We start from the raw sequence: 26,308 nt of genomic DNA, 5'->3' as shown, positions 1-26,308 counted from the left end.
AAAAAATTAATCAATCGATTGATTAAGAATAGGGGCGATTCGCTGAACTGTCCACAATGGTGAATACTAAAAGTGACCCGGCGCAAGCGAGCATTATTTTGCTGGTAATTCCTGCGGGGATATTTTATGCGGTTCGTCACAAAATCTGCTAGACTGCGCCCCTTCATGGCATTGTGGTTTTTGCCATCTCTATCGCAATAATCTCCCTGAAAACTACGCCCTTAAACGGGCCGGGGCGGTTCGGAGTTGTTATGTCTTTTGATTCCCTTGGCCTGAATCCCGATATCCTGCGCGCCGTCGCCGAGCAGGGTTACGTTGAGCCGACCCCTATCCAGCAGCAGGCGATCCCGGCAGTACTGCAGGGCCGCGATCTGATGGCCAGCGCCCAGACCGGGACCGGCAAAACCGCCGGTTTTACGCTGCCGCTGCTGCAGCGCCTGACCCAGGAGCAGCCGCACGCGAAGGGGCGCCGTCCGGTGCGCGCTCTGATCCTGACGCCGACCCGCGAACTGGCGGCGCAGGTGGGCGAGAACGTCCGCGACTACAGCAAATATCTGAATATCCGCTCGCTGGTGGTCTTCGGCGGCGTGAGCATCAACCCGCAGATGATGAAACTGCGCGGCGGCGTCGATATCCTCGTCGCCACCCCGGGCCGTCTGCTGGACCTTGAACATCAGAACGCGGTCAGCCTGGATAAAGTCGAAGTGCTGGTACTGGATGAAGCCGACCGCATGCTGGATATGGGCTTTATCCACGACATTCGCCGCGTGCTGGCTAAACTGCCGCCGCGTCGTCAAAACCTGCTGTTCTCCGCTACCTTCTCCGACGAAATCAAAGCGCTGGCGGAAAAACTGCTGCATAACCCGCTGGAAGTCGAAGTGGCGCGCCGCAACACCGCCTCTGAGCAGATCACCCAGCACGTTCACTTTGTGGATAAGAAACGTAAGCGTGAACTGCTCTCGCAGCTGATTGGCGAAGGCAACTGGCAGCAGGTGCTGGTCTTTACCCGCACCAAGCACGGCGCCAACCATCTGGCGGAGCAGCTGAATAAAGACGGTATCCGTAGCGCCGCCATCCACGGCAATAAGAGCCAGGGCGCGCGTACCCGTGCGCTGGCTGACTTTAAATCCGGCGGCATTCGTGTGCTGGTCGCCACCGACATCGCCGCGCGCGGGCTCGACATCGAAGAGCTGCCGCACGTGGTTAACTATGAGTTGCCGAACGTGCCGGAAGATTACGTGCATCGTATTGGCCGTACCGGCCGCGCGGCGGCGACCGGCGAAGCGCTGTCGCTGGTCTGCGTGGACGAGCATAAGCTGCTGCGTGATATCGAACGCCTGCTGAAAAAAGAGATCCCGCGTATTGCTATTGCCGGTTACGAGCCGGATCCGTCGATTAAAGCGGAGCCGATTCAAAACGGTCGTCAGCAGCGTGGCGGCGGCGGTGGTCGCGGTCAGGGGCAAGGGCGCGGCGGTCAGAGCCAGGGCCGTAGCCAGCAGGCGCCGCGTCGTCAGGATGGCGAAGCGCCGAAAGCGCGTACCCAGGACGGTAAACCACCGCGTCGTCGTCGCCCACGTAAACCTGCCGGCGAATAAGACGCTGTTGCCTGGGACGATAAAGCGCTCAGGCATCATCACGGCTCGTTTGTCCGCATGCGCGGCGGCGGGCCGTTTCTTTGCCGTTCATTGCGTTTTTTATCGAGCGCGATTCCACCCTCTACAGAAAGCAATACCTCCTGGCCGGCAAAAATGGCACAATAGTGGCTGTTTATACAGTATTCAGGTTTTCTCATGGCTTTGACCGCTGCGCTTAAAGCGCAAATCGCCGCCTGGTATAAGGCGCTTCAGGAACAGATCCCGGACTTTATCCCCCGAGCCCCGCAGCGGCAGATGATCGCCGATGTGGCGAAAACGCTCGCCGGGGAAGAGGGACGGCATCTGGCTATCGAAGCGCCGACCGGCGTCGGCAAAACGCTGTCATATCTGATCCCCGGCATCGCCATCGCCCGTGAGGAACAAAAAACGCTGGTGGTCAGTACCGCCAACGTCGCGCTGCAGGATCAAATCTACAGTAAAGACCTGCCGCTGCTGCGCAAGATTATTCCCGACCTGCGCTTTACCGCCGCCTTTGGCCGTGGTCGCTACGTTTGTCCGCGTAATCTGGCGGCGCTGGCCAGTACCGAGGCGACGCAGCAGGATCTGCTGGCGTTCCTCGATGACGATCTGACGCCAAAAAACCAGGCCGAACAAAAGCTCTGCGCGACGCTGAAAACCGATCTCGACGGCTATAAATGGGACGGCCTGCGCGATCATACCGACAAGCCCATTGATGACGCCCTGTGGGGGCGGCTAAGCACCGATAAAGCCAGCTGTCTTAACCGCAACTGCCACTACTACCGCGAATGCCCATTCTTCGTCGCCCGGCGCGAAATCCAGGAAGCGGAAGTGGTGGTGGCCAACCATGCGTTGGTGATGGCGGCCATGGAGAGCGAAGCGGTGCTGCCAGAGCCGAAAAACCTGCTGCTGGTGCTCGACGAAGGCCACCATCTGCCGGACGTCGCCCGCGACGCCTTAGAGATGAGCGCGGAGATAACCGCGCCCTGGTACCGGCTGCAGTTGGATCTGTTCAGCAAATTGGTGGCGACCTGCATGGAGCAATTCCGTCCGAAGACCACGCCGCCGTTGGCCAATCCGGAACGGTTAAATGAACACTGCGAAGAGCTGTATGAGCTTATCGCCTCGCTCAATAATATTCTCAATCTCTATATGCCTGCCGCCCAGGAGGCGGAGCATCGCTTCCCGATGGGCGAACTGCCGCAGGAAGTGATGGAGATTTGCCAGCGGCTGGCCAAGCTCACCGAAATGCTGCGCGGGCTGGCGGAGCTGTTTCTCAACGATCTTAGCGAAAAGACCGGCAGTCACGACGTGGTGCGCCTGCATCGTATCCTGCTGCAGATGAACCGGGCCCTTGGCATGTTCGAAAGTCAGAGCAAGCTGTGGCGGCTGGCCTCAATGGCGCAGTCTTCCGGCGCGCCGGTGACCAAGTGGGCCACCCGCGAGATTCGCGATGGCCAGATCCATGTCTGGTTCCACTGCGTGGGAATCCGCGTCAGCGATCAGCTCGAACGTCTGCTGTGGCGCAGCGTGCCGCATATTGTCGTCACCTCGGCGACGCTGCGTTCGTTGAATAGCTTCTCGCGCCTGCAGGAGATGAGCGGCCTGAAAGAGAAAGCGGGCGATCGTTTCGTGGCGCTGGACTCGCCGTTCAATCACGTCGAGCAGGGAAAAATCATTATTCCGCAAATGCGCTATGAGCCGCTTATTGATAATGAAGAGCAGCACATCGCCGAAATGGCGGCTTTTTTCCGTGAGCAGGTCGAGAGCAAAAAGCATCTTGGTATGCTGGTGCTGTTCGCCAGCGGGCGGGCCATGAATCGCTTTCTGGAACATGTTACCGATCTGCGCCTGATGCTGCTGGTGCAGGGCGACCAGCCGCGCTATCGACTGGTCGAGCTGCATCGTAAACGCGTTGAAGGCGGCGAGCGCAGCGTGTTGGTTGGCCTGCAATCTTTTGCCGAAGGGCTGGATTTAAAAGGCGAGCTGTTAAGCCAGGTGCATATCCATAAAATCGCCTTCCCGCCGATCGACAGCCCGGTGGTGATCACCGAAGGCGAGTGGTTGAAAAGCCTCAACCGCTATCCCTTTGAGGTGCAAAGCCTGCCGAGCGCCTCATTCAACCTGATTCAACAGGTCGGGCGCCTGATCCGTAGCCATCAGTGCTGGGGCGAAGTCATTATTTACGATAAGCGCCTGCTGACTAAAAATTACGGCGCGCGATTGTTAAATGCGTTACCGGTATTTCCCATAGAGCAGCCGGGCGTTCCCGAGGTTATAGTAAAAAGCAAAGCAAAACAGACGCGTCGCCGACGCCGCTAAGCGCATAAGCGGTGCGGTCGGCGGAGCCTACCGCTGGAGGGAGCAAGTCGATGGATTACACCAAAATCATCAAAGAAGTCGGGCGCGGCAAAAATCACGCTCGCGACCTGGATTTAGTCACGGCCCGTGCGCTGTATACGCGGATGTTAAACGGCGAAGTGGACGATCTGGAACTGGGCGCTATTCTCATTGCGCTGCGCATCAAGGGCGAAGGCGAAGCCGAAATGCAGGGCTTTTATGAGGCGATGCAGCTACAGACCATCCGCCTGACGCCGCCGGTAGCGAAACCGATGCCGATTGTTATCCCCAGCTATAACGGCGCGCGCAAACAGGCCAACCTGACGCCGCTGCTGGCGGTACTGCTGCATAAACTCGGTTTCCCGGTGGTGGTTCATGGCGTCAGTCATGATCCAACCCGCGTCCTGACCGAGACCATTTTTGCGCTGATGGGGATCCCGGCCACCACCCACGCGGGTCAGGCCCAGGCGCGTCTCGACAGCCATGAGCCGGTCTATATCCCGGTCGGGGCGCTGTGCCCGCCGCTGGAAAAGCAGCTGGCATTGCGTTGGCGGATGGGGGTGCGCAACAGCGCGCATACGCTGGCCAAGCTGGCGACTCCGTTCGCTGAAGATGCCGCGCTGCGGCTGTCGAGCGTGTCGCATCCGGAATATGTCGGCAAGGTCGCGGCGTTCTTTACGCAGATCGGTGGCCGGGCGCTGCTGATGCACGGTACCGAAGGTGAAGTCTATGCCAACCCGCAGCGCTGCCCGCAAATTAACCTGATTGATGCGGCGGGAACCAGAGTGTTGCATGAGCGGGCCGACGAGAGTGTGCAGGAAAAAGTGGCATTGCCGGAATCCAAAGATCCTGAAATTACCGCGCGCTGGATTGAGCGCTGCGTGAGCGGTAGCGAGCCGGTTCCGCAGTCGCTGAAAATTCAGCTTGCCTGCTGCCTGGTCGCCACCGGTCAGGCGAGTTCGCTCGCCAATGGCCTGGCGCAGGTTGCCGAACGCTGGTAAACGGACAAAAAAAAGCCCGTCCGGTGGCTCGGACGGGCAAACAAGGGTATTTAAAAGGTCTTTTCAGGGTTAATTCAGTGGCATTTCAGAGTATTGCTGCGATTATTTGTAGATAACCGCGGTACCGCTAACTTTGTTGTTGGTGTTAGCGGAGGTGATGCTGTAGCCGGTTGCGCCAGCGGCATCGGCTTTAGCAGCCAGTTTGGCTTCCAGACCATCCAGTGTTGTTGCGCCTTCAGCGGAAACAACGCCGATTTTATTCATGCTTTCTGCCTGGGCTGGGGTTACCGGCTGAGCGGCGAATGCGCCGAAAGACAGAGCGGAAAGGGCGATAGCAGCGGCAGCGTATTTGATGTTTTTCATAATTAATCTCTCGCAGTGTGTTCTGTAGGGGGACGATGTTCCGTCGATGTGATAAGTATCACGTTTTTTGTCGCGAGATAAAATCGAAGGAAATTCACAGTCTTCATCGAATTTTTTGAATGAATAATAATTTATTGATTATTAATAAATTATTTTACGCTATTGCTGCGCTAGAAGGACAAACTAGTTGCCATGACAACTAAAGGCACATTTTGCCACTTTTTTCGCCAAAAAACGTGCGTGAAAAGATAGCGCAATCAGCGGTAATGAACGGTAAAGGAAGGTCAGCGCAGCTGGCTGTCTTTGGAACCGCGGCGATTATATCCTGAATATGTATTGTTATGTAAATCTTTATCCTGCTGGCACTTCACGCAGTATCTGACCCCGGCGAGCGCCTTGCGCCGCGCTTCCGGAATGGGCTCTCCGCATTCTTCACAAAATTTGTTGCTCTCTCCGCCAGGAAGCTCGCTGCGGGCGCGGGCGACGGCATCGTTTACCGTGCTGTCAATTTGATCCTGGACGGCTCCATCGTTTGCCCAACCTGATGCCATGATGCGCTCCTCGTGTTTGCAATCTATAAACAGTATAGAAAATATGGGGGCGAAAAAGGCGCAGCCAAGTCCAGGGAGGCGGGATTTCCGGCTGCGTATTCCCGACGAGGGCAGAAGGATTATTTATAAATTATCGCGCTGCCGGCTAATTTGTTGCCGCCGCCAGCGGCGTTTATTCGCCAGGCAATCGCCCCCTGCTGGTGGGCTTTTTGCGCCAGTTGCGCTTGTAAGTCGTCGAGGGTGCTGGCGCCGGAGGCGGAAACGGAGCCGGACGGGCGCAGCGGACCAACGGCCACCGGAGCGGTTTCAGCGGTGTTGGCCAAAGTGAATGAGGAGAGAAGAGCAAGGGCGATAAAAGCGGGTACGAACAGAAAGGTTCTCATGGCTATATCCTCATTAACAGCATGGGACATACCATAAGTTTAGGTCGTGATGCGCAGAACCACCGGATAAATAAGAGTGGGCAAACAACCACTTTACGCGCTTAATGCCGCCCGGGCATTCGCCCGCTGGCGCGCGTCAACTGAATACACTGCGTCAGGCGGCATTCGAAGTGGACCGGGCTTTCCGCCACACGCGGAGCGCGGACGATCCGGCTCGGCGCGGCGGTCAATCCGGCGCGCAGGAACTCATCTTCATGACGCGGAATAGAGGCGGAGGTTTCATTCATCGCTTCGGCGAGTGGCCGGGTAGCCAGATTCCAGACAAACTCTTTTGTTTCAACAATGTTCTGCACGCTGTCTTTCCAGCCGCCGCTGGCGAAACCGATGATCGGTGGCCGATAGTTAAAGCAGTTGAAGAAGCTGTAGGGGGCGAGATTGCGTTGCCCTGCGTTATCGAGCGATGCGATCCAGCCGATGGGGCGCGGCCCGACGATAGCATTCAGCGGGTCGTGCGGCAGGCCGTGGCCTTCGGCAGGTTGATAGAAGTACATAGGGCACCAGAAAACGAAATAAGAAGATATCCAGACTCCCTTATTTACCGCGCCGCCGTCAACGGGTATCTTACGCGGCTGTTGAAAGGAGATTGCCATGAAAGCCGAAAAACCGGGGTTGCACCCGCGTAACCGTCATCACCAACGCTATGATTTGCCAGCGCTGTGCCAGACTCATCCCGAGCTGCAAAGCTACATCACCCTGAATCCGGTCGGTGAGCAAACCATTGATTTTGCTAACCCACTGGCGGTGAAGGCGCTGAATAAGGCGCTGCTGGCGCACTTTTACGCGGTAAAACACTGGGATATTCCTGACGGCTTCTTGTGCCCGCCGGTGCCGGGACGCGCGGACTACATCCACCATCTGGCCGACCTGCTGGCGCAGGATAGCGGCGAGATCCCGAAAAATGCCAGCATTCTCGATATCGGTACCGGCGCGAACTGCATCTATCCGCTGATTGGCGCGCATGAATACGGCTGGCGCTTCACCGGTAGCGAAGTCAACCCGCAAGCCTTTGCCAGCGCCCAGGCGATTATCAACGGCAACCCAGGGCTGACGCGGCAAATTCGTCTGCGTCGCCAGAAAGAGGGCCAGGCAATCTTTACCGGGATCATTCATAAGAATGAAACCTATGATGCGACTCTCTGCAACCCGCCGTTCCACGATTCCGCCGCCAGCGCGCGTGCCGGCGGCGAGCGTAAACGCCGTAATCTGGGGCTCGGTGAAGACAGCGTACTGAACTTCGGCGGCCAGCAGCAGGAACTGTGGTGTGAAGGCGGCGAAGTGGCCTTTATTTCGCAAATGATCCGCGAAAGCCAGCAGTTCGGCCGTCAGGTTAAATGGTTTACCTCGCTGGTTTCCCGCGGCGATAATTTGCCGCCGCTGTATCGCCTGCTGACCGAAGTCGGCGCGGTGAAAGTGGTGAAAAAAGAGATGGCGCAGGGGCAGAAACAGAGCCGCTTTATCGCCTGGAGCTTTATGGACGACGCAAAGCGCCGTCGTCCATTTTAAGTCTCCGCCGCCGGGTTTGCGTTGCCCGGCGGCGGCAATACTTGCCAGGTTTGTACCGGCGCGCGCACGCCGGCGCGGTCGAAATGCTGCTTCACCTGGGTATCAAGGGCAAAGCGTACCGTCCACTGCTTCAGCGGTAGCGTCGTAAAGCTGACGCGTAAGGTAAACGCGGTATTGCTAAGCCCCACCAGTCCAGCGAACGAGGGGTCGCCAATAATCAGCCCGCGGATCTCCTCCTGCGCCATCAGATCGTCTACCGCCGCCTTCAGCGCCTGATTGGCTTTATCCAGGTCCTCCTGCCTGTCGACATCATAGTTGGCGACCACCGAACCGATCCCGCGCACAAAGTTGGCGAAGGTGGTTATCGAAGACCAGGGAATAATATGGTACGCCCCGGTATCCTGGCGCACGCCCACCGAGCGGATCGACATCCGTTCCACCGTGCCGGTTAATGGCCCGATGGTCACCAGATCGCCGGTGTTCATCCCGTTTTCAAACTGGATAAAGATGCCGGTAATAATATCTTTAACCAGCGTTTGGGCGCCGAAAGAGATAGCCAACCCTAATGCCCCGGCGCCCGCCAGCAGCGGCGCGATGTTCACCCCCACTTCCGACAATAAGATCATTATCGTAATGGTGGTAATGACCACCGCCAGCGCGTTGCGAAACAGCGTCAGCAGCGTTCTGGCGCGAGCGCTGGGCAGCGGGCGTCCATGAATGTCCGATGACAGGCGGTTCTCAATCAGGCTTGCCAGTAGGGTCCAGCCGACGGCGGAGAAGAACAGGATTAGCGCGATACGAATCAGGACATCCACCGTTTTTTGCCCGGCATCATTGTGTAGCCATTGCTGAAAATCAAACAGTCCCCAGGCGCTCAGCAACAGCATCACCGCCACGCATACCGTCAGGATCCGCGCGGCTTTCAGCGAGGCGGAGATCCAGCCGTTGAGCCGTTTTTGCAGCTCCGGGTAGTGGCGTTGGGTTTCTGGCGACAGGGTGATGGTTTTGGCTATCCAGCGTGACAAAATACCGGATACCAGCGCCGCGGCGCCGACGATAGCCAGGCTACGCAGCGTCGCGCCCATCATAAATTTGAGGCTGTTGCCGGGGTCAAAGAGCGAAAAGAAGAACAGCACGATAAAGTAGGCACAGGCCAGCCAGTGCCAGATCAGCGCGAAAGCGCGAATAAACAGGCTGAAGAAAGGCAGCGAGCGGTCGGCAAGATGGATAAGCCCCTGGGTGATGGCGCGTTTGTTGTGGAAAATCAGATACAACGCCCACACCGTAATGCACAACATTATGATGACGTTGGCCAGGGCGCCAATTTGCACGTTAACCTGGTTGGAGATAATCGGCACCGCCACGATCAGCCCGTAACCAATCAGGCTACTCAAGGCGCTGAGGCGTAAGTTCCAGTAGATTGCGTGTTCGTCGCTGATATTGAAGGGGCGTAAATCGGCAATCCGTGGGCAAAAAATCACTCGCAGGATGGCTTTAAAAAACTCGATCAGCGCGAAGGCGTTAAGAAACAGGCTTTGTTGAAAAGCAATGGTGCGGTTGTCGCCGTTTAAACGATCGCTTAACAGCTGGCCGATAAACAGCGTTAGCGCCAGCAGCAGCAGGTCAATGATAAAAGCGCCAGCAATGGTTGCCGGTAACTGAAGCCAGTTATTGCGCTCACGGTTTTTGTGCCTTCCCCAATGGCCCATTTTGCGGTACAGCGGCAGCGCCGCCAGGCGTACTAACCACCAGAAGGCAAATACCAGCCCGGCCAGCAGCAGGAAGTCGCCAGCGGCATTGCGAAAAGCATCGGCATGGAAAGGCTTATGCGGCGAGCCGGTGATATTGCGCCATAGCTGCGAAAACCGCGACGACAGGCGCTCGCTATACTGACGGCTAACTTCCGTCACGCTTTCCAGAACGGTTTGCTCATCTTTGACTTCTGGCGGGGTCAGCGTGGGGGTGGTGGCAGGCGGCTGGGTGGCGGCGGCTTTGCGCAGCTCATCGATTAACTCCTGCCGCGAGTCCGGATTATCCAGAACGTCAGCCAATGCCGCCCAGGCGGCTTTTTTCTGTTCAAGGTCAGGCTCGCTGGCTGTGCTTTTGTCGGTTGTCGCCGCCGGTATGCCGGGCAATGACGCCGCCGACAGTGGAGAAATCCACAGCGCAGCGAGCAACAGTAGGATCCACGGCATGGGCGCCTCCATTGCATCTCAAACTGCTAAGTATAGAAGGGGTCACACGAGGAGGAGCGGTGGGATGAATCTGGAAAGCGGCTCTCCCTTTGCCGGGGAGAGCCGGGCGCATCAGGCTACGTGCTGTAAAAACTCGCGCAGACGCGGGCTTGGCGGGTTCTTCACCAGAACCTGCGGGTCGCCATCTTCGGCGATGCGGCCTTTATCGATGAAGATCAGCCGTGACGCCACTTTTTCAGCAAAGCCGATTTCGTGGGTTACGATGACCATCGTCATTCCTTCCTCGGCCAGGTCCTGCATGACTTTCAGCACTTCATGGCGCAGTTCCGGGTCAAGTGCCGAAGTCGGCTCATCAAACAGCATCATTTTCGGTTTAACCGCCAGCGCGCGGGCAATGGCGACGCGCTGCTGCTGGCCGCCGGAGAGTTCGGATGGATAGTGGTGTGCGCGTTCCGCGAGACCCACTTTCGCCAGCAGCTCTTTCGCCAGCGTTTCCGCCGCCGCCTTCGACGCGCCGCGCACGCGCTGCGGGCCGAACATCACGTTCTCCAGCGCCGTCAGGTGCGGGAACAGATAGAACTGCTGGAATACCATTCCGGCTTCCTGGCGAATTAAGCGCTCGTCAACTTTCGGGTCGTTCACCTTCAGGCCATCGACGATAAGATCGCCGCTGGTGATCTCTTCCAGTTTGTTGATGCAGCGTAGCAGCGTAGATTTACCGGAGCCGGATGGCCCGATGATCACGACCACTTCGCCTTTGTTGATCTTCAGATCGATATCGTGCAGCACTTTAGTCGGGCCAAAGTGTTTGGAAACGTTTTTAAATTCAATCACAGGATTTTCATCCTTCTTTCAAGACGACGCAGAATGAAGCTCAACACCAGGGTGATGATCAGATAAATGACCGCAACGGCGCTCCAGATTTCCAGCGCGCGGAAGTTACCGGCAATAATTTCCTGGCCCTGGCGGGTCAGCTCGGCGACGCCGATGACGATAAACAGCGACGTATCTTTGATACTGATAATCCATTGGTTACCGAGCGGCGGCAGCATACGGCGCAGCGCCAGCGGCAGGATCACGTGGCGGATGGTCTCGCGGCGGGAGAGCCCCAGCGCCAGACCCGCTTCGCGGAAGCCTTTGTGGATGGACAGCACCGCGCCGCGGGTGATTTCCGCGATATAGGCGCCGGAGTTGATCATGATGGTCACCACCGCGGCGGTGAATGGGTCGATGCGTAAGTCGCTAAACGCCATCGGCAGCGCGAAGTAGATGAACATCACCTGCACCACAATTGGCGTGCCGCGGATGATTTCAATAAACACCAGCGCGACGTGGTTGGCTATCCAGCCGCCGAAACAGCGGGCGAAACCGGCCACCAGACCGATGATAAGGCCGCCAACCAGGCCGAGGACCGAAATCCACAGCGTCATTTTGGCGCCTTCCAGCAAAATAGGAATGGCGGGCCAGATGGCACTCCAGTCAAACTGCATAATGTGTTCCTGTTACTGTTACCGTGTCGAAAGCAGAGAAAGCCTCTGCGAATACGGCGCCGGGGAAAGAGACCCTGGCGCCGTGGAGCCCGCGGCGGATTGGCCGCGGGAAGTCGTCCTGATTATTATTTTGGTTCAGTACCGAACCATTTTTTATAAATTTCGTTGTAGGTGCCGTTTTCACGCAGCGTTTTCAGCGCGCCGTTCACTTTTTCGCGCAGTTCGTCGCTGCCTTTCGGGAAAGCGATACCATAGCTTTGCGCTTCCAGCGATTCGCCTACCGCTTTGAACTTGCCCTGACCGGCAGTTTTAATGAAGTACAGGATGTTTGGCGTGTCGTGCAGTACCGCGTCAGCGCGGCCGGTGCCCAGTTCCATATAAGCGTTGTCAATGTTCGGGAACTGGCGCAGATCTTTGGTTTTGATGTTGGCTTTCGCATAATCAACGGAGCCGGTGCCGCTCTTCACGGCGACCACTTTGCCGTTCAGGTCTTTCACGTCTTTGATGTCATTGTTTTTCGCGTTCACCATCACCAGCAGGCCGCTTTTGTAGTAGCCATCGGAGAAGTCGATCGCTTTTTTACGCTCGTCGGTGATGGTGATCCCCGCAAGCGCCAGATCGATGTTTTTGGTCTGCAGCGCGGGAATGATGCCGCTGAAGTCCATAGGTTTCAGGGTGTAGTCCAGTTTCAGCTCTTTGGCGACCGCGGCCCACAGGTCAATATCGAAGCCGACGTATTTATCACCTTGCTTAAATTCAAACGGAACAAACGCCGTATCGGTGGCGACTACCAGTTTTTTATCTGCGGCGTGAGACGAAACCGCAAAAGCCAGGGTCAGTGCAGCCAGTGACACTTTTAATACAGACTTCATAGTATTTCCTTTTTTATCCACGGGACGAGCCCCTGCGAGAACGTGTAGCCTAATGAAAAAATCGTGCCAGTTTTACAAGCCATTGTTTTTCAACAGGAGCTCTCATATCGCTTGCACAATTTCGGTTATCCAATACGGTAAATGCACCGTGATGGGGCGTCATTTTGGTGCAATATAAACGTAGCGAATAACCAGAGCATTTTTAACGCAAACCCTGATGGGAAAACAATCTTGCTGTAACGATTGTGTGAGGTGATTATTACAATTGTTTTACTTTAGTACGTATTGTGTACAAGGTGGTGCACCAAAAGAGGGCGAGTTAAGCGGTTGTAGGGGGGGGATGGAAATAGCCGCCAGCGGGCGCTGACGGCGACGGACGTTTATTCGATATTCGCTTCGATGAACCACAGGAATTTATCCAGGTCGCGGGAAGCCGCGGTAAAGATATCGGCGGTGTCTTCATCTTTCGCTTCGCTGATAGCTTTACGCACATCATTGGCCACGATGGCATAACGGTCGGCCAGCTCTTTCAGATGTTCCTGAACGGTGTGAATATCCAGCGGGTAGCTTTTCAGCGGGCTTTTGCTGTTGATGACCTGAGTGGTGCCCAGAGCAACGCCGCCCAGTTGAACGGCACGTTCAGCCATCGTATCAAGGTGATCGGTGAGTGCAGTGCGGAAACCATCCAGCATTTCATGAACGGCAATAAAGTTGGCACCGCGCATATTCCAGTGGGCCTGCTTGGTAATCAGCGACAGGTCAATGAACTGGATCACCTGGCGATTCAGCAGCTCAACGGTAGCCTTCTTCTCGTTGTCTGAGACATCGTTACGGGTATAGAGCAGGTTAGACGCTTTAGTTTTAACCAGTTTTGCGGTACTCATAGTTTCATATCCTCTTGATATTGATACTCGTCATACTTCAAATTTGAATTATGTAGAGCGTTTGTCCCAAATGACTTCGGGAATAATTATAGCAAGGGATATCGGGTATGAGGCATCGGCTGTCCATATCAGTCCGATAGCGCTAAGTTGTTGGCTATTTAAAAAGTTTTGTTAAATCATATAATTAGAAGTAAGTGGCTGGCTCGCTAAGACCGCGAGCCAGTGTGGTAACAAAATCTTAATTTATATCGACTTTCTCAATTTTGCTTTGCCGCTGCATGGTCAGCGTCGACCCCATTGAGGCGATGATAATCGCCCCTAGCGCCAGAGTTTGCGTCAGCGTCAGCGTCTCGCCGAGGAACACCATTCCTGAGAGCGCTGCCAGCGCCGGCTCCATGCTCATCAGCGTGCCGAAGGTGCGGGTGGGCATCCGCGTCAGGGCAATCATTTCCAGCGAGTAGGGCAGCGCGGTAGAGAGAATGGCGATGCCAAGCCCCAGCGGCAGCAGCGACCATTGCAGTAGCGTATCGCTGGCCTGGACGATGCCGATGGGCACAAAAATCACCGCCGCGATGAGCGAGCCCATGGCCACCGTCGCCGGGCCATGTTCTTCACCCGCGCGCTGGCCGGTAAGAATATAGACCGCCCAGAATGCGCCGGCGCCGAGCGCGAATAGCGCGCCGACTAAATCTACTTGCCCTACGTTTTGCCCAAGCGGCAGCAGGAACCACAGCCCGAGCACCGCCAGCGCCACCCAGACGAAATCAAGCGGACGGCGTGAACCGAAGAGCGCCACCGCCAGCGGCCCGGTAAACTCCAGCGCGACCGCGACGCCGAGCGGTATTCGCTGCAGCGATAAATAGAAGAGATAGTTCATCGCCCCTAACGCTACGCCGTAAAAGAACAGCGGCAGCCGCTGCTGCGGGGCAAAGCGCAGTCGCCACGGCTTAAAAATAACGACTAAAATTAAAGTGCCGAGCGTCAGGCGCAGAGCGGTGACGCCCGGTGCGCCAATCAACGGGAAGAGCGATTTCGCCAGCGATGCGCCGCTCTGAATGGAGACCATGGCGATCAAAATAACCAGTATCGGCAACCACGCCGGAACTTTACGGGACGAGCCGGGCATCCTTTCTCCTGTCAGGGTTTGTCAAAAGAGGTAAAGGTTCCAGTGTACTGGAATAACCGCTTAACGGTTTAGCGATTGTTGAAAAAAGAGGGTGGAAAAACAGTACAATGGCGTAAAATGCGTAGGGGAATGCCTTCGCGACTAAGAATAATCTGGATGCGCAGCGCTTACGGCTGGTAAACGTTAATCACTTTTTGCGCGAAAAGTGTTTGATTTCCAGATTGTTACGAAATCGTGGAAACTTTTGCTTACATGAAAAAGTATGTTAGACAATGTAAAGTCAAAAGAGTTTCCCAAAAGTTTTTGATATATTTAAGACTTAGGACTTATTAGAAACACATTTGAGGTGGTTATGAATAAAATTGCACGTCTTTCAGCACTGGCCGTTGTTCTGGCTGCATCCGTAGGTACTACTGCTTTCGCTGCAACTTCTACCGTTACCGGTGGTTACGCTCAGAGCGACATGCAGGGTAAAGCTAACAAAGCAGGCGGTTTCAACCTTAAGTACCGTTACGAGCAAGATAACAACCCGCTGGGCGTTATCGGTTCCTTCACCTACACCGAAAAAGACAACACCAGCAACGGTACTTACAACAAAGGTCAGTACTACGGCATCACCGCTGGTCCGGCTTACCGTCTGAACGACTGGGCGAGCATCTACGGCGTAATCGGTGTTGGCTACGGTAAGTTCCAGAACAACAACTTCCCGAACCAGAAATCCGACATGAGCGACTACGGTTTCTCTTACGGCGCTGGTATGCAGTTCAACCCGATCGAAAACGTTGCCCTGGACTTCTCCTACGAGCAGTCTCGCATTCGTAACGTTGACGTCGGCACCTGGATTGCTGGCGTAGGTTACCGCTTCTAATCACTTCGGTGATATAAAAAATCCGCCTCAAGGGGCGGATTTTTTTTGCTTGTGATTCGGCGATACCGTTTAGTTGACGGTAAACTCGTCGCTGCCCAGATGGTTGTAGTCCACTTTCTGTAACTGGAAATTGGTGATATACACCGGTCCGGCTTTCTGTTCCGAGATAAAGCGGTAGCGCGGGGTAATTTCCTGCGCGCTAATCCCGGTCCACTGCGAGAAGAAGCTGAGGAAATCATTCGCCGAGCGGCGGGCTTTAATCATCTTATGCGCTTTATCGTCGCTGGAGAGCACCATAAACGGTACCTGGAAGTTCTGCTGATATTTGTCATCATGGGCGAGATACTGCACTGCTTTACCGCGTTCTTTAAACGCCAGACCGTGGTCGGAAAAATAGGTGAGCGAGAAAGAGCTGCCGGAATTCTGTAGCTGGCCGTAGAGCTTTGCCAACAGCGCGTCGGTTTGCGTCACGCTGTAGAGATAGCACGAGGTCTCCTTTGACTGCACAAAGGTGGTGTACTTGCCTTTTGTGCGGTCACAGGCCTGCGGGTGCGAGCCCATAATATGTAATACGATCAGCTGCGGCTGGCTGCGCTCGACTGATAAGACCTGCTCGGTCAGTTTCAGCAGTTGTTCATCCTGAGTATTTTTATTGGCTTCAAAATCTCCGTTTTTCAGGAACTGCACTTCATCGGCGCGTTTGGCGATGCTGGCGATGGCGGTATCGTATTCACCAATTTGTCCCTGATTGGAGAACCACCAGGTCTGGAAGCCTGCGCGGTTGGCGAGGGTGACGAAGTTATCCTGATACTGGGGTTTGCCGTCAACCACCCGGTTGAGGGTCAGGCCCAGCGACTTCTGCGTGGAGCCGCTGGCGGCCACGTAGTTTTTAAACAGATAGCCGTTAACCGAGCTGGCGAACGGCGTGTTGTCCCAGTGGCCGCCGAAAGCGCCAAGCGCATCGCGGCGCGCGCTTTCGCCAATCACCACAACATAGAGATGGTACTTAGGCTTCACCGCCAGCACGTGCCAGCTATCTTTCATGTTCGCTAACTGCGCCATCCGCGCCTGTTCATCCAGCACTTCATTGTTATTAACGATCACGTCTTTTACGAAGCGCACGGCGGGATAACCGCTATCAATGACTTTAAAGACGCCGCCCCAGGCCAGATTCTGCACTGGCTGTAGAAAGAAGATACCGATGCTAAACAGCAGCCCCAGATATTCCACTTTGCCAAGGCGCGTGGGCGGCTGCGGTTTCCGCCGTATGGCAATGACGCCGAGGGCGAAGATAAATACCGCCAGCAAATAGTTGTACCACGGAAAAATAGTGAGTATTTCCGTCGATTCTTCAACGTTGGTCGCGTGCAGCGCCAGTAGCGTATTGAAGTTCGGCGCGCCGTAAGCCTGGCCGAAGGGATAGTACATTGCGGCCAGCAGGGAATAGAGGCCAACAACGCCTTTTTGTACCCGCGGGAAGGTGCGCCACAGCAGATGGAGTACGCAGGTAAACGCAACGGTATAGAGCAAGCTAAATTCATACCCAAGCGCCAGATTAATCAACAGCGACTGTAAAAAGTAGAATCCTGTCCACGGGTTCAGGGCCAGCCTGCGGGCGGCCAGCGTTTCTTTCAGAGTGACATTCATAATTCGTAATCAACAAGACGCCATGTTCGTCCCCTGGCATCAAGGGGGTAAAACCTGCTGGACAGTGCGTGAAGAGGGTCTCTGCGAGCCGCAGTAGTGGCAGGGCTGACAAACGATAGGGCCTGCGAATGGTAAGGTCAACTGTTCATAACAGATTGTTTTGCGAGAAAGCTTACAAAACTTGAAAAAAGCGCTGAAAGGCGAGGAAACCGGGTAGGTTAACGGGGGAAAATGACAAAAAAATGAAGCGGCGTACCGCGACGCCGCGTTAGTGGTTAGGTTTGTCCTGCTGCGGTTTGCCGTTGATCATGTCGCACAGCATGCCGATCAGCATTAAGCGTACTTTAAAGGGTGAATGGCTAAACACGTTTAAGCACCTCTTGAATTCGTTCATGGTTATTCCTCCTGCGTTTTCGCGCCGTCAAATCCGTGATGGCTGTTTGCATTACATACAGATATAGCACAGGCTATATTTTATAGCTATGGCTAAAACGTTAATTTTTTGTGCTACGGGCGCAATCCATTACAATGTGGATCCTTTTATATGATGCTTGACGCGTCACACCAACGAGGAAGCACAATGAACCGTCGCGCAGGTAAGCCCATAACTAAAAAAGTGACGCAGCTGGTTAATGTCGAAGAACACGTAGAGGGGTTCCGTCAGGTGCGCGAAGCGCATCGTCGCGAGCTGATTGATGACTATGTGGAGCTGATCTCCGATCTGATCAACGAAGTGGGCGAAGCGCGCCAGGTGGATATGGCTGCGCGTCTTGGCGTTTCGCAACCGACGGTGGCGAAAATGCTTAAACGTCTGGCGAGCGTCGGCTTGATCGAACAGATCCCCTGGCGCGGGATCTTCTTAACCCCGGAAGGGGAAAAGCTGGCCCATGAAAGCCGCGAGCGTCATCAGATTGTGGAAAACTTTCTGCTGGCGATTGGCGTGAGCGCGGAGATTGCCCGCCGCGATGCGGAAGGAATGGAGCACCACGTCAGCGAAGAGACGCTGGCGCAATTTAAGCTGTTTACCCAGAGATTACACGCGGAATGAATCTCCCCTTTGTGCAGTCGCTAGCTCGCGATCGTTTCCTGCATCTTTTATTGCTTATCGCCATTATTCTTAGCCTGTTCGTTCCTTTCGCGCCTCGGCGCTGGGGGCAGGCTATCGACTGGCACACTATCATCACGCTCAGCGGGCTGATGCTGCTGACAAAAGGGATTGAACTGAGCGGTTATTTTGATGTACTGGGGCGTAAAATGGCGCGCCGTTTCGTCACCGAACGCCAGCTGGCCATCTTTATGGTGTTGGCTGCCGCGCTGCTTTCCACTTTTTTGACCAACGACGTCGCGCTGTTCATCGTCGTCCCCCTCACGTTGACGCTGAAAAAATGGTGCGCCATCCCGGTGAACCGGCTGATTATTTTTGAAGCGCTGGCGGTTAATGCCGGCTCTTTATTAACGCCCATCGGCAATCCGCAGAATATCTTACTGTGGGGGCGCTCCGGGCTATCGTTTCTTGCCTTTATCGGCCAGATGCTGCCGCTGGCGGCGGCGATGATGATCACGCTGTTGGTGCTGTGTTGGTTCTGTTTCCCCGCCGCTCGGCTCAATTATCAAAGTAGCGACAAAGCGCCGGAGTGGCGGCCTAAGCTGGTGTGGAGCTGCCTCGCTTTCTACCTTATCTTTCTGGCGGCGCTGGAGATGAAGCAGGAACTCTGGGGACTGGCGCTCATTGCCGTCGGGTTCCTGTTGCTGGCGCGAGCGGTGATTATCAACGTCGACTGGTCGCTGCTGCTGGTGTTTATGGCGATGTTTATCGACGTTCACCTGCTGACGCAGCTGCCGGTACTGCAGCAGTGGCTGAACGGCGTCGGCCAGCTCTCTTCCGGCGGGCTGTGGCTGACGGCAATCGGACTGTCGCAGTTTATCAGCAACGTGCCATCGACTATTTTGCTGCTTAATTACGTACCGCCAACGATGCTGTTAGCGTGGGCGGTGAACGTCGGCGGCTTTGGGCTACTGCCCGGGTCGCTGGCGAATCTGATTGCGTTGCGGATGGCCGGCGACCGCCGGATCTGGTGGCGCTTTCATCTTTATTCCATTCCGCTGCTGATCTGGGCGGCACTCACCGGTTATGCCTTGCTCGCGCTGTGGCGCTGATTTTCAGAGGATTGGGCAAGAAACGGGCAGGAACACCCCATTCGCGATGACGACGCTCGGGCTATAACTATCTGGCTGACGTTAATCATCCGAATGAGGACACTGCTATGCGTTATCAAAAACTGGGAAATACCGGCCTGTTTGTCTCTGAGCTGTGCCTTGGCACCATGACCTTCGGCGGCGAAGAGGGGATGTGGGGAAAAATCGGCCAGCTGCGCCAGGCGGAAGCCGAACAGCTGGTGGGCAGCGCGCTGGATGCGGGCATCAACTTCATCGATACCGCCAACGTTTATTCAGAAGGACGCTCGGAGGAGATAACCGGCCAGGCGTTAAAGAACCTGAAGATACCGCGTGAAAACGTGGTGGTGGCGACCAAAGTGTTCGGCGAAACCGGCACCGCTGGGGTGAACTCGCGCGGCAGCTCCCGCTACCACATTATGGGCAGCGTGAAAGAGAGCCTGCGCCGCCTGCAGCTCGATCATATCGATCTCTACCAATTACACGGTTTCGATCCGGCGACGCCTATCGAAGAGACGCTGTCGGCGCTGGATACCCTGGTGCAGCAGGGGCACGTGCGCTACATCGGCGTTTCTAACTGGGCGGCCTGGCAAATCGCCAAAGCGCTGGGCATCGCGGAACGCCTTGGGCTCTCGCGCTTTGCTTCTCTGCAGGCTTACTACACGATTGCCGGGCGTGACCTGGAGCGCGAACTGGTGCCGATGATGCAAAGCGAAGGTCTCGGCCTGATGGTCTGGAGCCCGCTGGCGGGCGGTCTGCTGAGCGGTAAATATCGTCGCGATGGCCAGGCGGAAGCGGGCGGTCGTCGCCTGGAGTTCGACTTCCCGCCGGTGAATAAAGATCGCGCCTTTGACTGCATTGACGTCATGCAGGCGATAGCCGAAGCGAAAGGGGTCTCGGTGGCGCAGATTGCGCTGGCGTGGCTGCTGCATCAGCCGGCGGTCACCAGCGTTATTATTGGCGCCAAACGGGCCGAACAGTTGCAGGATAACATTGCCGCCACCGCTATTCGCCTGAGTGAAGATGAGTTACGCCAGCTTGACGCGGTCAGCGCGCTGCCGCGCGAGTATCCGGGTTGGATGCTGGAGCGCCAGGGGGAATATCGCCGTAAGCAGCTTGACGCGCAGTAACGCCGTTTTTTCCGTGCTTATAAAGATCGCCGCTTGCGGCGATCTTTTTTGTTTGTATGGCTCACAGAAAACGATCCTGCTTTTGCTTCGGCGGCGGTTTTTTTGTATATGACTAGTCATAACATTTAAATGACTAGTCATATACAGAGGCGAACCATGAAAGACAAACTACCGGCCAATTTTTTATGGGGTAATTCGGTCTCCAGCATGCAGACCGAAGGGGCGTGGAATGAGGGGGGGAAGGGGATGTCGGTATACGATATCCGTGAACCGTCGGAGTTCGCCTCGGACTGGAAGGTAGCGACCGACTCCTACCATCGCTTCCGCGAAGATTTTGATTTAATGCAGGATCTGGGCATGAACTGCTATCGCTTCCAGATAGCCTGGAGCCGCGTGTGCCCGCAGGGAGATGGCGAGTTCAATGAAGAGGGGATTGCGTTCTACCATCAGTTTATTGATGAGCTCATTGCCCGCGGTATTGAACCAATGATCTGCCTCTATCACTTCGATATGCCCTTGTCGCTGGCGGAGCGCTACAACGGTTTTACCGACCGCCGGGTAATGGACGCCTTTATCCGCTATGGCCAGAAGATGATCGACTGCTACGGCGATAAGGTGAAGTACTGGCTGACCTTCAACGAACAGAATCTTTACCATTCGCCGGAGGCTTTTCTGATCACCGGTTATCTGCGTGGCGATAAAACGCTGCGCGAGCTTTACCAAATTCAGCACCACGTGATGATGGCGCACGTTCATCTCACCGACTATCTGCATCAGGCCAAACCACAGTGTCTAATGGGCGGAATGCTGGCCCATGCGCTGGTCTATCCGGCAACCTGTAAGCCGCGCGATATTCTGTGCGCCCAGCAACTGGACGAGTTTTTAAACCAGAACCTGCTGCGCGCGTACGCGGGCGAGGGCTATAGTCCGGAGGTGATGCATTTTGTCGCCCGTGAAGGTTTTGATGATATCTATCGCCCTGAAGATATCGCGCTGATGGCGAGGGTGAAGGTCGACTATCTGGCATTCAGCTACTACGCCAGCCGCGCGCTCAATAGCGATGCGATTCCGTCGGGCACGGCGGTGAATAACTACATGCTCTTCGGTAATCAGGACAATCCATACCTGAAGGCGACGGAATGGAACTGGCAGATCGATCCGCTGGGATTCCGCATGATCATTACCCGCTATTACAACGACTGGCGGCTGCCGGTCTTCCCGATTGAAAACGGTATCGGGGTAATTGAATCCTGGGATGGCGAAAATCCGGTCGCTGATGATTATCGTATTGCCTATCACCGCGATCACATTGACGCCATGAAAGCGGCAATGTTTGAAGACGGGGCGCAGGTGATAGGCTATCTCGGCTGGGGATTAATCGATATCCTTAGCTCGCAGGGCGACATGCGTAAACGCTACGGCGTGGTGTACGTCAATCGTGAAAACCACGATCTTAAGGATCTGAAGCGGGTGCCGAAGAAAAGCTACGCGTGGCTGAAGCGGGTGATTCACAGTAATGGCGAAGAGATGTAACGGCACGCGGGCGGTGTATGCCGCCCGCCAGCCCTTCACAAAATAGTAAAGGATCGGAGAATGACGGCGAAGTATCTTAATATCGCGCGGGAAATAAAAAAGCGGATCATCAGCCAGCAGTATCCTGCCAGCGCGCCGTTACCCGACCAGTTTGCGCTGGCGGCAGAGTTCAATACCAGTCGGATGACGATCCAGCAGGCGATGCGTCAGCTGATTGTCGAGGGGCTTATCTACACCCGCAAAGGGCAGGGCACCTTTGTGCGGAAAAATTTCCTCCAGCTATCGCAGTGGGAACTGCCCGGCAGCGACTATTTCGGCGCCACCAAAACCTGGGAGCATCTTGGCGAAGTGCAAAGCGTAGTCGTGCGCTTTGAGCTGCGTTTTCCCAGCGAGAAGGAGCAGAGTTCGCTGCTGATCGACGCCGATGCGCCGGTGTATGACTTCGTCCGCCTGCGGTTGCTTAACGGCGAGCCGGTTTCGCTGGATTTAACGGTGATGCCGGTAGCGCTGGTGCCGGGACTCAATAAAAGCCATCTGCAGAGTTCGGTGTTTCGTTATGTGCAGGAGACGCTGGGGCTGAAGCTGATGGGGTCGTATCGGGTGGTGCGGGCGATGAAGCCGGATGAGCTGGATAAATTACATCTTAACTGCGAGCCGACCGACCCGGTGCTGGAGGTTGAGCAGGTGATTTATCTGGAAGACGGTACGCCGCTGGAGTACGCGCACTGCCGCTACCGCTACGATCATGGCGGGGTCATTCTGGTCAATAACGGCTAGCCGGAAGATTTACCCTGCTGGCGCTGCGCTTAGCAGATGCAGATAAAAAAACGGCGGGCACCAGGCCCGCCGTTTTCATGTGGTTGCTGAACTTAGTTCAGGCGCACCGGCATCCCTGAACGGTTCTGGATCGCCTGATCCATTACGCTCTGGTCAACGTCAGGCTGGCTGGTCACCGACTGCACGGCCTGAGTCAGGCTGATAGGCACGATTTCGCCGCCTTTGAACTGCGCTTCGGTGGTCGACAGCGGGTTATGTACTTCGACGTAGCGGCTGCCATCCGGTTCGGTGGTGGCTTTCACCGGCTCATCGATAAACTGCACGCGGGTGCCGACCGGCACGTTCTCAAACAGGAATTTGATGTCTTCGTTACGCAGACGCACGCAGCCATGGCTCACGCGCAGGCCGATACCAAAGTTGGCGTTGGTACCGTGGATGGCATACAGACGACCGATATACAGGGCGTACAGGCCCATCGGGTTATCCGGGCCTGCTGGCACGACTGCCGGCAGCGGGTTACCTTCCGCGGCGTATTCGGCGTGCATTTTCGCCGTCGGGGTCCAGGTCGGGCCCGCTTTCTTACGCTCAACTTTTGTCGTCCAGTTGATCGGCGTATCTTTGCCCAACTGGCCGATACCGATCGGCAGTACGATGACGGTATTAGTGCCTTTCGGGTAGTAGTACAGACGCATCTCGGCGCTGTTGATAACGATGCCTTCATGCACGGTGTCCGGCAGAATCAGCTGTTGCGGAATATTCAGCACGGTACCGCCTTTCGGCAGGTAGGTATCCACGCCCGGGTTCGCTTCCAGCATGTTGGACAGACCCATCTGATATTTGGCAGCGAAATATTCCAACGGCTGTTTATTATCGTCTGGAATAGTAATGACCTGGTTCTGGCCAATCAGACGACTGCCGTCGGTCGGCAGAGGATAGGTAACAGCTGAAGCTGTGTTGCAAAAGCCCACGATGGCGAAGGCTGCCGCTAAGAGTGTCGATAATTTCATATTCTTCATGTCGTGCGCGGTGTCAACGCCACACGGGCCTTGTTAGATATTCAGATAGTAGATGGGAGCGCATTATATGTGCTTTCCGATAAACAGGTAAATCAGATGTGTACGAAATCACAATTTTTTCCTGTTGCTACTAGTGTAGTGCGCAACGCGCCGCTTTCACGGCGAATCGTCTGGTTATCGAAACGTGGATTAATCTTCCAGCAGCCGCGACTGTAACGCTTCGCGCGCCTGCGGCGTCAGGCGATATTCCTGTTCCAGCCAGCGGTCGACATGACCGTAACGCTGTTCAATGCTGGACAACGCGGTCGCCAGATACGACTCCTGGACGGTCATGATGGCGGCGAGATTTTTACGCCCATTATCGTTAAGGCCTTCGCCGAAGGTATCGAGCAGGAATCCTTCGACCTGCGCCAGCATCCCCTGGGTCAGCAGATACTCTTCCATGACCGTATTGCTATCGCAGCCAAGCGCGAACAGCGTCAGGGCGCAGCCGACGCCGGTACGGTCTTTACCGACGGCGCAGTGCTGCAGCAGAGCGCCGTCGAAAGGTTCCATCAACCACTGAGTCAACTGGCGATAGGCGGCGTTATCAAACGGCAACTGGCGGTAGAGCTGTAGCATAAACTGCTCGCCGTCCATGGTGTTGAGGGTCGCGGCGTTAAACTCGGTGACTTTCGCATTGACGCTGCTGGAAAGCGGATTAGCCGGAGCGTTGAGGTAGAAGGCTTCGCTATTTAGCCGGTCAGGGCTGCGATTGACCTCCGTCGGATCGCGATAATCCAGTACCCGGCTCAGCGGAATGGCGCTGAGATGATTGAGATCCTCCGGCGTCATGTTGTGCAGCGAGCCTGAGCGCAGCAGTTTGCCAGAACGTACGCGCCGGCCATCGGCCGCGCGTTGACCGCCGAGGTCGCGAAAGTTAATGCCGCCTTGAAGCGAGATAAATGCAGGATGGCTGGTGCGGGTGGTCATAAATTCCCTCTGAATTGCGGATAATTATTATGTCTTAGCAATCGGTCATTTTGCGGTAAAACCCTGACCATAGCATAGTTATTGGCGGGCTTTTTACCGCAGCCCGTGAAAAGTGAACCATTTGCTGGCATAATGTCTGGTTCATCACATCCCTAATTCTCTATTTTCAGGATATCCTCGTGCTAGTATCCAGCAACGTCACCATGCAGTTTGGCAGTAAGCCGCTGTTTGAAAACATCTCCGTCAAATTTGGCGGCGGCAACCGCTACGGCCTGATTGGCGCCAACGGCAGCGGCAAATCCACGTTTATGAAGATCCTCGGCGGCGATCTTGAGCCGACGCTGGGCAACGTTTCGCTCGACCCAAACGAGCGTATCGGTAAGCTGCGCCAGGATCAGTTCGCCTTCGAAGAGTTCACCGTGCTGGATACGGTTATCATGGGCCACGGCGAGCTGTGGGAAGTGAAGCAAGAGCGCGATCGCATCTACGCGCTGCCGGAAATGAGCGAGGAAGACGGCTATAAAGTGGCCGACCTGGAAGTAAAATACGGCGAGATGGACGGCTATTCCGCCGAAGCGCGCGCCGGTGAACTGCTGCTCGGCGTCGGTATTCCGGTGGAGCAACATTACGGCCCAATGAGCGAAGTCGCGCCGGGGTGGAAACTGCGTGTCCTGCTGGCGCAGGCGCTGTTCTCCAATCCGGATATCCTGCTGCTCGATGAACCGACGAACAACCTCGACATCGATACCATTCGCTGGCTGGAGCAGGTGCTGAACGAACGTGACAGCACCATGATTATCATTTCGCACGACCGTCACTTCCTGAACATGGTCTGCACTCATATGGCGGATCTCGATTACGGCGAACTGCGCGTATATCCGGGTAACTATGACGAGTATATGACCGCGGCGACCCAGGCGCGTGAGCGTCTGCTGGCCGATAACGCCAAGAAGAAAGCGCAAATTGCCGACCTGCAGGCCTTTGTTAGCCGTTTTAGCGCCAACGCTTCAAAATCGCGTCAGGCGACTTCCCGTGCCCGTCAGATTGATAAAATTAAGCTGGATGAAGTGAAAGCCTCCAGCCGTCAGAACCCGTTCATTCGCTTCGAACAGGATAAGAAACTGTTCCGTAACGCGCTGGAAGTGGAAGCGTTGGCGAAAGGCTTTGATAACGGCCCGCTGTTCAAAGGGGTTAATCTGCTGCTGGAAGTTGGCGAAAAGCTGGCGGTACTGGGGACCAACGGCGTCGGTAAATCAACGATGCTGAAAACGCTGGTCGGCGAACTGGAAGCGGATAACGGGACCGTCAAGTGGTCCGAAAACGCCCGTATCGGCTACTACGCTCAGGATCATGCCGAAGATTTCGAGAACGACCTGACGGTCTTTGACTGGATGAGCCAGTGGAAACAGGAAGGCGATGACGAGCAGGCGGTACGCAGTATCCTTGGTCGTCTGTTGTTTAGCCAGGACGATATTAAAAAGCCGGCGAAAGTCCTCTCCGGCGGCGAGAAAGGACGCATGCTGTTCGGTAAGCTGATGATGCAGAAACCGAACATCCTGGTGATGGATGAACCGACTAACCACCTGGATATGGAATCGATCGAATCGCTGAACATGGCGCTGGAGATGTATCAGGGCACCCTGATTTTCGTTTCTCACGACCGTGAGTTCGTTAGCTCGCTGGCGACTCGCGTACTGGAGATCACCCCAGAACGCGTAATCGATTTCAGCGGCAACTACGAAGATTACCTGCGCAGTAAAGGTATCGAGTAATCCCTCTCCGTTACCCGGGTGGCGGCTACGCCTTACC

Annotated in this window: 24 protein-coding genes and 1 pseudogene; 11 read left to right on the top strand and 14 right to left on the bottom strand. The window is 55.6% G+C overall.

The window, feature by feature from the left end:
• Positions 1-251 precede the first annotated feature (251 nt).
• The 3 genes from rhlE to ybiB all read left to right on the top strand — a co-directional run bounded on the left by rhlE (position 252) and on the right by ybiB (position 4,954).
• Positions 252-1,595 carry an ATP-dependent RNA helicase RhlE gene (gene rhlE, locus ABLV17_RS17520; protein ID WP_087860027.1) on the top strand — a complete coding sequence of 448 codons (1,344 nt, stop codon included), beginning with the start codon at positions 252-254 and terminating at the stop codon, positions 1,593-1,595.
• 195 nt (positions 1,596-1,790) lie between these two features.
• Positions 1,791-3,935: an ATP-dependent DNA helicase DinG gene (gene dinG, locus ABLV17_RS17515; RefSeq protein WP_015367590.1), complete on the top strand. Its 2,145-nt coding sequence runs from the start codon at positions 1,791-1,793 to the stop codon at positions 3,933-3,935.
• A 50-nt stretch (positions 3,936-3,985) separates the two neighbouring features.
• Positions 3,986-4,954: a DNA-binding protein YbiB gene (ybiB, locus tag ABLV17_RS17510; protein WP_308957823.1), complete on the top strand. Its 969-nt coding sequence runs from the start codon at positions 3,986-3,988 to the stop codon at positions 4,952-4,954.
• A 102-nt stretch (positions 4,955-5,056) separates the two neighbouring features.
• On the opposite strand, the gene ybiJ is transcribed toward ybiB, so the two are convergent.
• The 4 genes and pseudogenes from ybiJ to ABLV17_RS17490 all read right to left on the bottom strand — a co-directional run.
• Positions 5,057-5,317 carry a DUF1471 family protein YbiJ gene (gene ybiJ, locus ABLV17_RS17505; protein WP_015367588.1) on the bottom strand — a complete coding sequence of 87 codons (261 nt, stop codon included), beginning with the start codon at positions 5,315-5,317 and terminating at the stop codon, positions 5,057-5,059.
• A 284-nt stretch (positions 5,318-5,601) separates the two neighbouring features.
• Positions 5,602-5,868, bottom strand: a complete 267-nt coding sequence (locus ABLV17_RS17500; protein ID WP_015367587.1) for a DksA/TraR family C4-type zinc finger protein — start codon at positions 5,866-5,868, stop codon at positions 5,602-5,604.
• 119 nt (positions 5,869-5,987) lie between these two features.
• Positions 5,988-6,251: a DUF1471 domain-containing protein gene (locus tag ABLV17_RS17495; protein WP_308957822.1), complete on the bottom strand. Its 264-nt coding sequence runs from the start codon at positions 6,249-6,251 to the stop codon at positions 5,988-5,990.
• 134 nt (positions 6,252-6,385) lie between these two features.
• Positions 6,386-6,802, bottom strand: a pseudogene (locus tag ABLV17_RS17490) (flavin reductase family protein); the annotation flags it as partial.
• Positions 6,803-6,899: 97 nt separating this feature from the next.
• On the opposite strand from ABLV17_RS17490, the gene rlmF reads away from it, so the two are divergent.
• On the top strand, positions 6,900-7,814 hold the full coding sequence (gene rlmF / locus ABLV17_RS17485) for a 23S rRNA (adenine(1618)-N(6))-methyltransferase RlmF (protein WP_113373910.1): 915 nt from the start codon (positions 6,900-6,902) through the stop codon (positions 7,812-7,814).
• On the opposite strand, the gene ybiO is transcribed toward rlmF, so the two are convergent.
• The 6 genes from ybiO to rhtA all read right to left on the bottom strand — a co-directional run bounded on the left by ybiO (position 7,811) and on the right by rhtA (position 14,381).
• Entirely contained in the window at positions 7,811-10,009 is a 2,199-nt protein-coding gene (gene ybiO / locus ABLV17_RS17480) for a mechanosensitive channel protein (RefSeq protein ID WP_308957821.1), read from the bottom strand. The genes rlmF and ybiO overlap by 4 nt on opposite strands.
• A 111-nt stretch (positions 10,010-10,120) precedes the next feature.
• Entirely contained in the window at positions 10,121-10,843 is a 723-nt protein-coding gene (gene glnQ, locus ABLV17_RS17475; RefSeq protein ID WP_015367582.1) for a glutamine ABC transporter ATP-binding protein GlnQ, read from the bottom strand.
• Positions 10,840-11,499, bottom strand: coding sequence for a glutamine ABC transporter permease GlnP (gene glnP, locus ABLV17_RS17470; protein WP_045364618.1), 660 nt, complete (start codon positions 11,497-11,499; stop codon positions 10,840-10,842). The genes glnQ and glnP overlap by 4 nt, the downstream gene beginning before the upstream one ends.
• A gap of 125 nt (positions 11,500-11,624) precedes the next feature.
• Complete coding sequence (gene glnH / locus ABLV17_RS17465) at positions 11,625-12,371, bottom strand: glutamine ABC transporter substrate-binding protein GlnH (protein ID WP_015367580.1); 747 nt, start codon at positions 12,369-12,371, stop codon at positions 11,625-11,627.
• Positions 12,372-12,751: 380 nt separating this feature from the next.
• On the bottom strand, positions 12,752-13,255 hold the full coding sequence (dps, locus tag ABLV17_RS17460) for a DNA starvation/stationary phase protection protein Dps (protein WP_087860022.1): 504 nt from the start codon (positions 13,253-13,255) through the stop codon (positions 12,752-12,754).
• Between the two features lie 238 nt (positions 13,256-13,493).
• On the bottom strand, positions 13,494-14,381 hold the full coding sequence (gene rhtA, locus ABLV17_RS17455; protein WP_087860021.1) for a threonine/homoserine exporter RhtA: 888 nt from the start codon (positions 14,379-14,381) through the stop codon (positions 13,494-13,496).
• A gap of 352 nt (positions 14,382-14,733) precedes the next feature.
• On the opposite strand from rhtA, the gene ompX reads away from it, so the two are divergent.
• Positions 14,734-15,249, top strand: a complete 516-nt coding sequence (gene ompX, locus ABLV17_RS17450) for an outer membrane protein OmpX (protein WP_015367577.1) — start codon at positions 14,734-14,736, stop codon at positions 15,247-15,249.
• Between the two features lie 69 nt (positions 15,250-15,318).
• Here the strand turns inward: ompX and ABLV17_RS17445 are convergent, their stop codons facing one another.
• Positions 15,319-16,896, bottom strand: coding sequence for a phosphoethanolamine transferase (locus ABLV17_RS17445; RefSeq protein WP_087860020.1), 1,578 nt, complete (start codon positions 16,894-16,896; stop codon positions 15,319-15,321).
• 268 nt (positions 16,897-17,164) lie between these two features.
• Positions 17,165-17,290, bottom strand: coding sequence for a manganase accumulation protein MntS (mntS, locus tag ABLV17_RS17440; RefSeq protein ID WP_015367575.1), 126 nt, complete (start codon positions 17,288-17,290; stop codon positions 17,165-17,167).
• A 186-nt stretch (positions 17,291-17,476) separates the two neighbouring features.
• Here mntS and mntR point away from each other — a divergent pair, with 186 nt between their 5' ends.
• From mntR to ABLV17_RS17415, 5 genes are all read left to right on the top strand, one after another.
• Positions 17,477-17,944 carry a manganese-binding transcriptional regulator MntR gene (gene mntR, locus ABLV17_RS17435; RefSeq protein ID WP_113373913.1) on the top strand — a complete coding sequence of 156 codons (468 nt, stop codon included), beginning with the start codon at positions 17,477-17,479 and terminating at the stop codon, positions 17,942-17,944.
• Complete coding sequence (locus ABLV17_RS17430; protein WP_087860018.1) at positions 17,941-19,053, top strand: anion transporter; 1,113 nt, start codon at positions 17,941-17,943, stop codon at positions 19,051-19,053. The genes mntR and ABLV17_RS17430 overlap by 4 nt, the downstream gene beginning before the upstream one ends.
• Before the next feature lie 107 nt (positions 19,054-19,160).
• Positions 19,161-20,201: an aldo/keto reductase gene (locus ABLV17_RS17425; RefSeq protein WP_113373914.1), complete on the top strand. Its 1,041-nt coding sequence runs from the start codon at positions 19,161-19,163 to the stop codon at positions 20,199-20,201.
• A gap of 156 nt (positions 20,202-20,357) precedes the next feature.
• A complete protein-coding gene (locus ABLV17_RS17420; RefSeq protein WP_308957820.1) occupies positions 20,358-21,734 on the top strand; it encodes a glycoside hydrolase family 1 protein in 1,377 nt (458 codons plus the stop codon).
• A gap of 60 nt (positions 21,735-21,794) precedes the next feature.
• Positions 21,795-22,511 (top strand): GntR family transcriptional regulator, encoded by a 717-nt coding sequence (locus tag ABLV17_RS17415; RefSeq protein ID WP_087860015.1) that lies wholly within the window; start codon positions 21,795-21,797, stop codon positions 22,509-22,511.
• A gap of 92 nt (positions 22,512-22,603) precedes the next feature.
• Here ABLV17_RS17415 and ldtB read toward each other — a convergent pair whose 3' ends face one another.
• Together ldtB and ABLV17_RS17405 are read right to left on the bottom strand one after the other, a co-directional pair.
• Positions 22,604-23,518: a L,D-transpeptidase gene (gene ldtB / locus ABLV17_RS17410; protein WP_015367569.1), complete on the bottom strand. Its 915-nt coding sequence runs from the start codon at positions 23,516-23,518 to the stop codon at positions 22,604-22,606.
• Between the two features lie 198 nt (positions 23,519-23,716).
• A complete protein-coding gene (locus ABLV17_RS17405) occupies positions 23,717-24,499 on the bottom strand; it encodes a tyrosine-protein phosphatase (RefSeq protein WP_047049100.1) in 783 nt (260 codons plus the stop codon).
• Positions 24,500-24,678: 179 nt separating this feature from the next.
• On the opposite strand from ABLV17_RS17405, the gene ABLV17_RS17400 reads away from it, so the two are divergent.
• Positions 24,679-26,271, top strand: coding sequence for an ABC-F family ATPase (locus ABLV17_RS17400; RefSeq protein ID WP_015367567.1), 1,593 nt, complete (start codon positions 24,679-24,681; stop codon positions 26,269-26,271).
• Positions 26,272-26,308 lie beyond the last annotated feature (37 nt).

It is taken from the genome of Klebsiella sp. CN_Kp091, from assembly GCF_040065095.1.
Taxonomy (GTDB): Bacteria; Pseudomonadota; Gammaproteobacteria; order Enterobacterales; family Enterobacteriaceae; genus Klebsiella; species Klebsiella aerogenes.
Note: the sequence above shows the minus strand (reverse complement) of the source record. Positions and strands in the feature narration are given on the sequence as shown.

Coding starts and splice junctions, on each gene's coding strand:
- ABLV17_RS17415 (WP_087860015.1), top strand. CDS start 21,795: ATGACGGCGAAGTATCTTAATATCGCGCGGGAAATAAAAAAGCGGATC.
- dps (WP_087860022.1), bottom strand. CDS start 13,255: ATGAGTACCGCAAAACTGGTTAAAACTAAAGCGTCTAACCTGCTCTAT.
- ABLV17_RS17500 (WP_015367587.1), bottom strand. CDS start 5,868: ATGGCATCAGGTTGGGCAAACGATGGAGCCGTCCAGGATCAAATTGAC.
- ABLV17_RS17425 (WP_113373914.1), top strand. CDS start 19,161: ATGCGTTATCAAAAACTGGGAAATACCGGCCTGTTTGTCTCTGAGCTG.
- ybiO (WP_308957821.1), bottom strand. CDS start 10,009: ATGCCGTGGATCCTACTGTTGCTCGCTGCGCTGTGGATTTCTCCACTG.
- mntS (WP_015367575.1), bottom strand. CDS start 17,290: ATGAACGAATTCAAGAGGTGCTTAAACGTGTTTAGCCATTCACCCTTT.
- ABLV17_RS17495 (WP_308957822.1), bottom strand. CDS start 6,251: ATGAGAACCTTTCTGTTCGTACCCGCTTTTATCGCCCTTGCTCTTCTC.
- ompX (WP_015367577.1), top strand. CDS start 14,734: ATGAATAAAATTGCACGTCTTTCAGCACTGGCCGTTGTTCTGGCTGCA.
- glnP (WP_045364618.1), bottom strand. CDS start 11,499: ATGCAGTTTGACTGGAGTGCCATCTGGCCCGCCATTCCTATTTTGCTG.
- rhlE (WP_087860027.1), top strand. CDS start 252: ATGTCTTTTGATTCCCTTGGCCTGAATCCCGATATCCTGCGCGCCGTC.
- ABLV17_RS17420 (WP_308957820.1), top strand. CDS start 20,358: ATGAAAGACAAACTACCGGCCAATTTTTTATGGGGTAATTCGGTCTCC.
- ybiJ (WP_015367588.1), bottom strand. CDS start 5,317: ATGAAAAACATCAAATACGCTGCCGCTGCTATCGCCCTTTCCGCTCTG.
- ldtB (WP_015367569.1), bottom strand. CDS start 23,518: ATGAAATTATCGACACTCTTAGCGGCAGCCTTCGCCATCGTGGGCTTT.
- ybiB (WP_308957823.1), top strand. CDS start 3,986: ATGGATTACACCAAAATCATCAAAGAAGTCGGGCGCGGCAAAAATCAC.
- mntR (WP_113373913.1), top strand. CDS start 17,477: ATGAACCGTCGCGCAGGTAAGCCCATAACTAAAAAAGTGACGCAGCTG.
- ABLV17_RS17430 (WP_087860018.1), top strand. CDS start 17,941: ATGAATCTCCCCTTTGTGCAGTCGCTAGCTCGCGATCGTTTCCTGCAT.
- ABLV17_RS17445 (WP_087860020.1), bottom strand. CDS start 16,896: ATGAATGTCACTCTGAAAGAAACGCTGGCCGCCCGCAGGCTGGCCCTG.
- ABLV17_RS17405 (WP_047049100.1), bottom strand. CDS start 24,499: ATGACCACCCGCACCAGCCATCCTGCATTTATCTCGCTTCAAGGCGGC.
- dinG (WP_015367590.1), top strand. CDS start 1,791: ATGGCTTTGACCGCTGCGCTTAAAGCGCAAATCGCCGCCTGGTATAAG.
- glnH (WP_015367580.1), bottom strand. CDS start 12,371: ATGAAGTCTGTATTAAAAGTGTCACTGGCTGCACTGACCCTGGCTTTT.
- rhtA (WP_087860021.1), bottom strand. CDS start 14,381: ATGCCCGGCTCGTCCCGTAAAGTTCCGGCGTGGTTGCCGATACTGGTT.
- rlmF (WP_113373910.1), top strand. CDS start 6,900: ATGAAAGCCGAAAAACCGGGGTTGCACCCGCGTAACCGTCATCACCAA.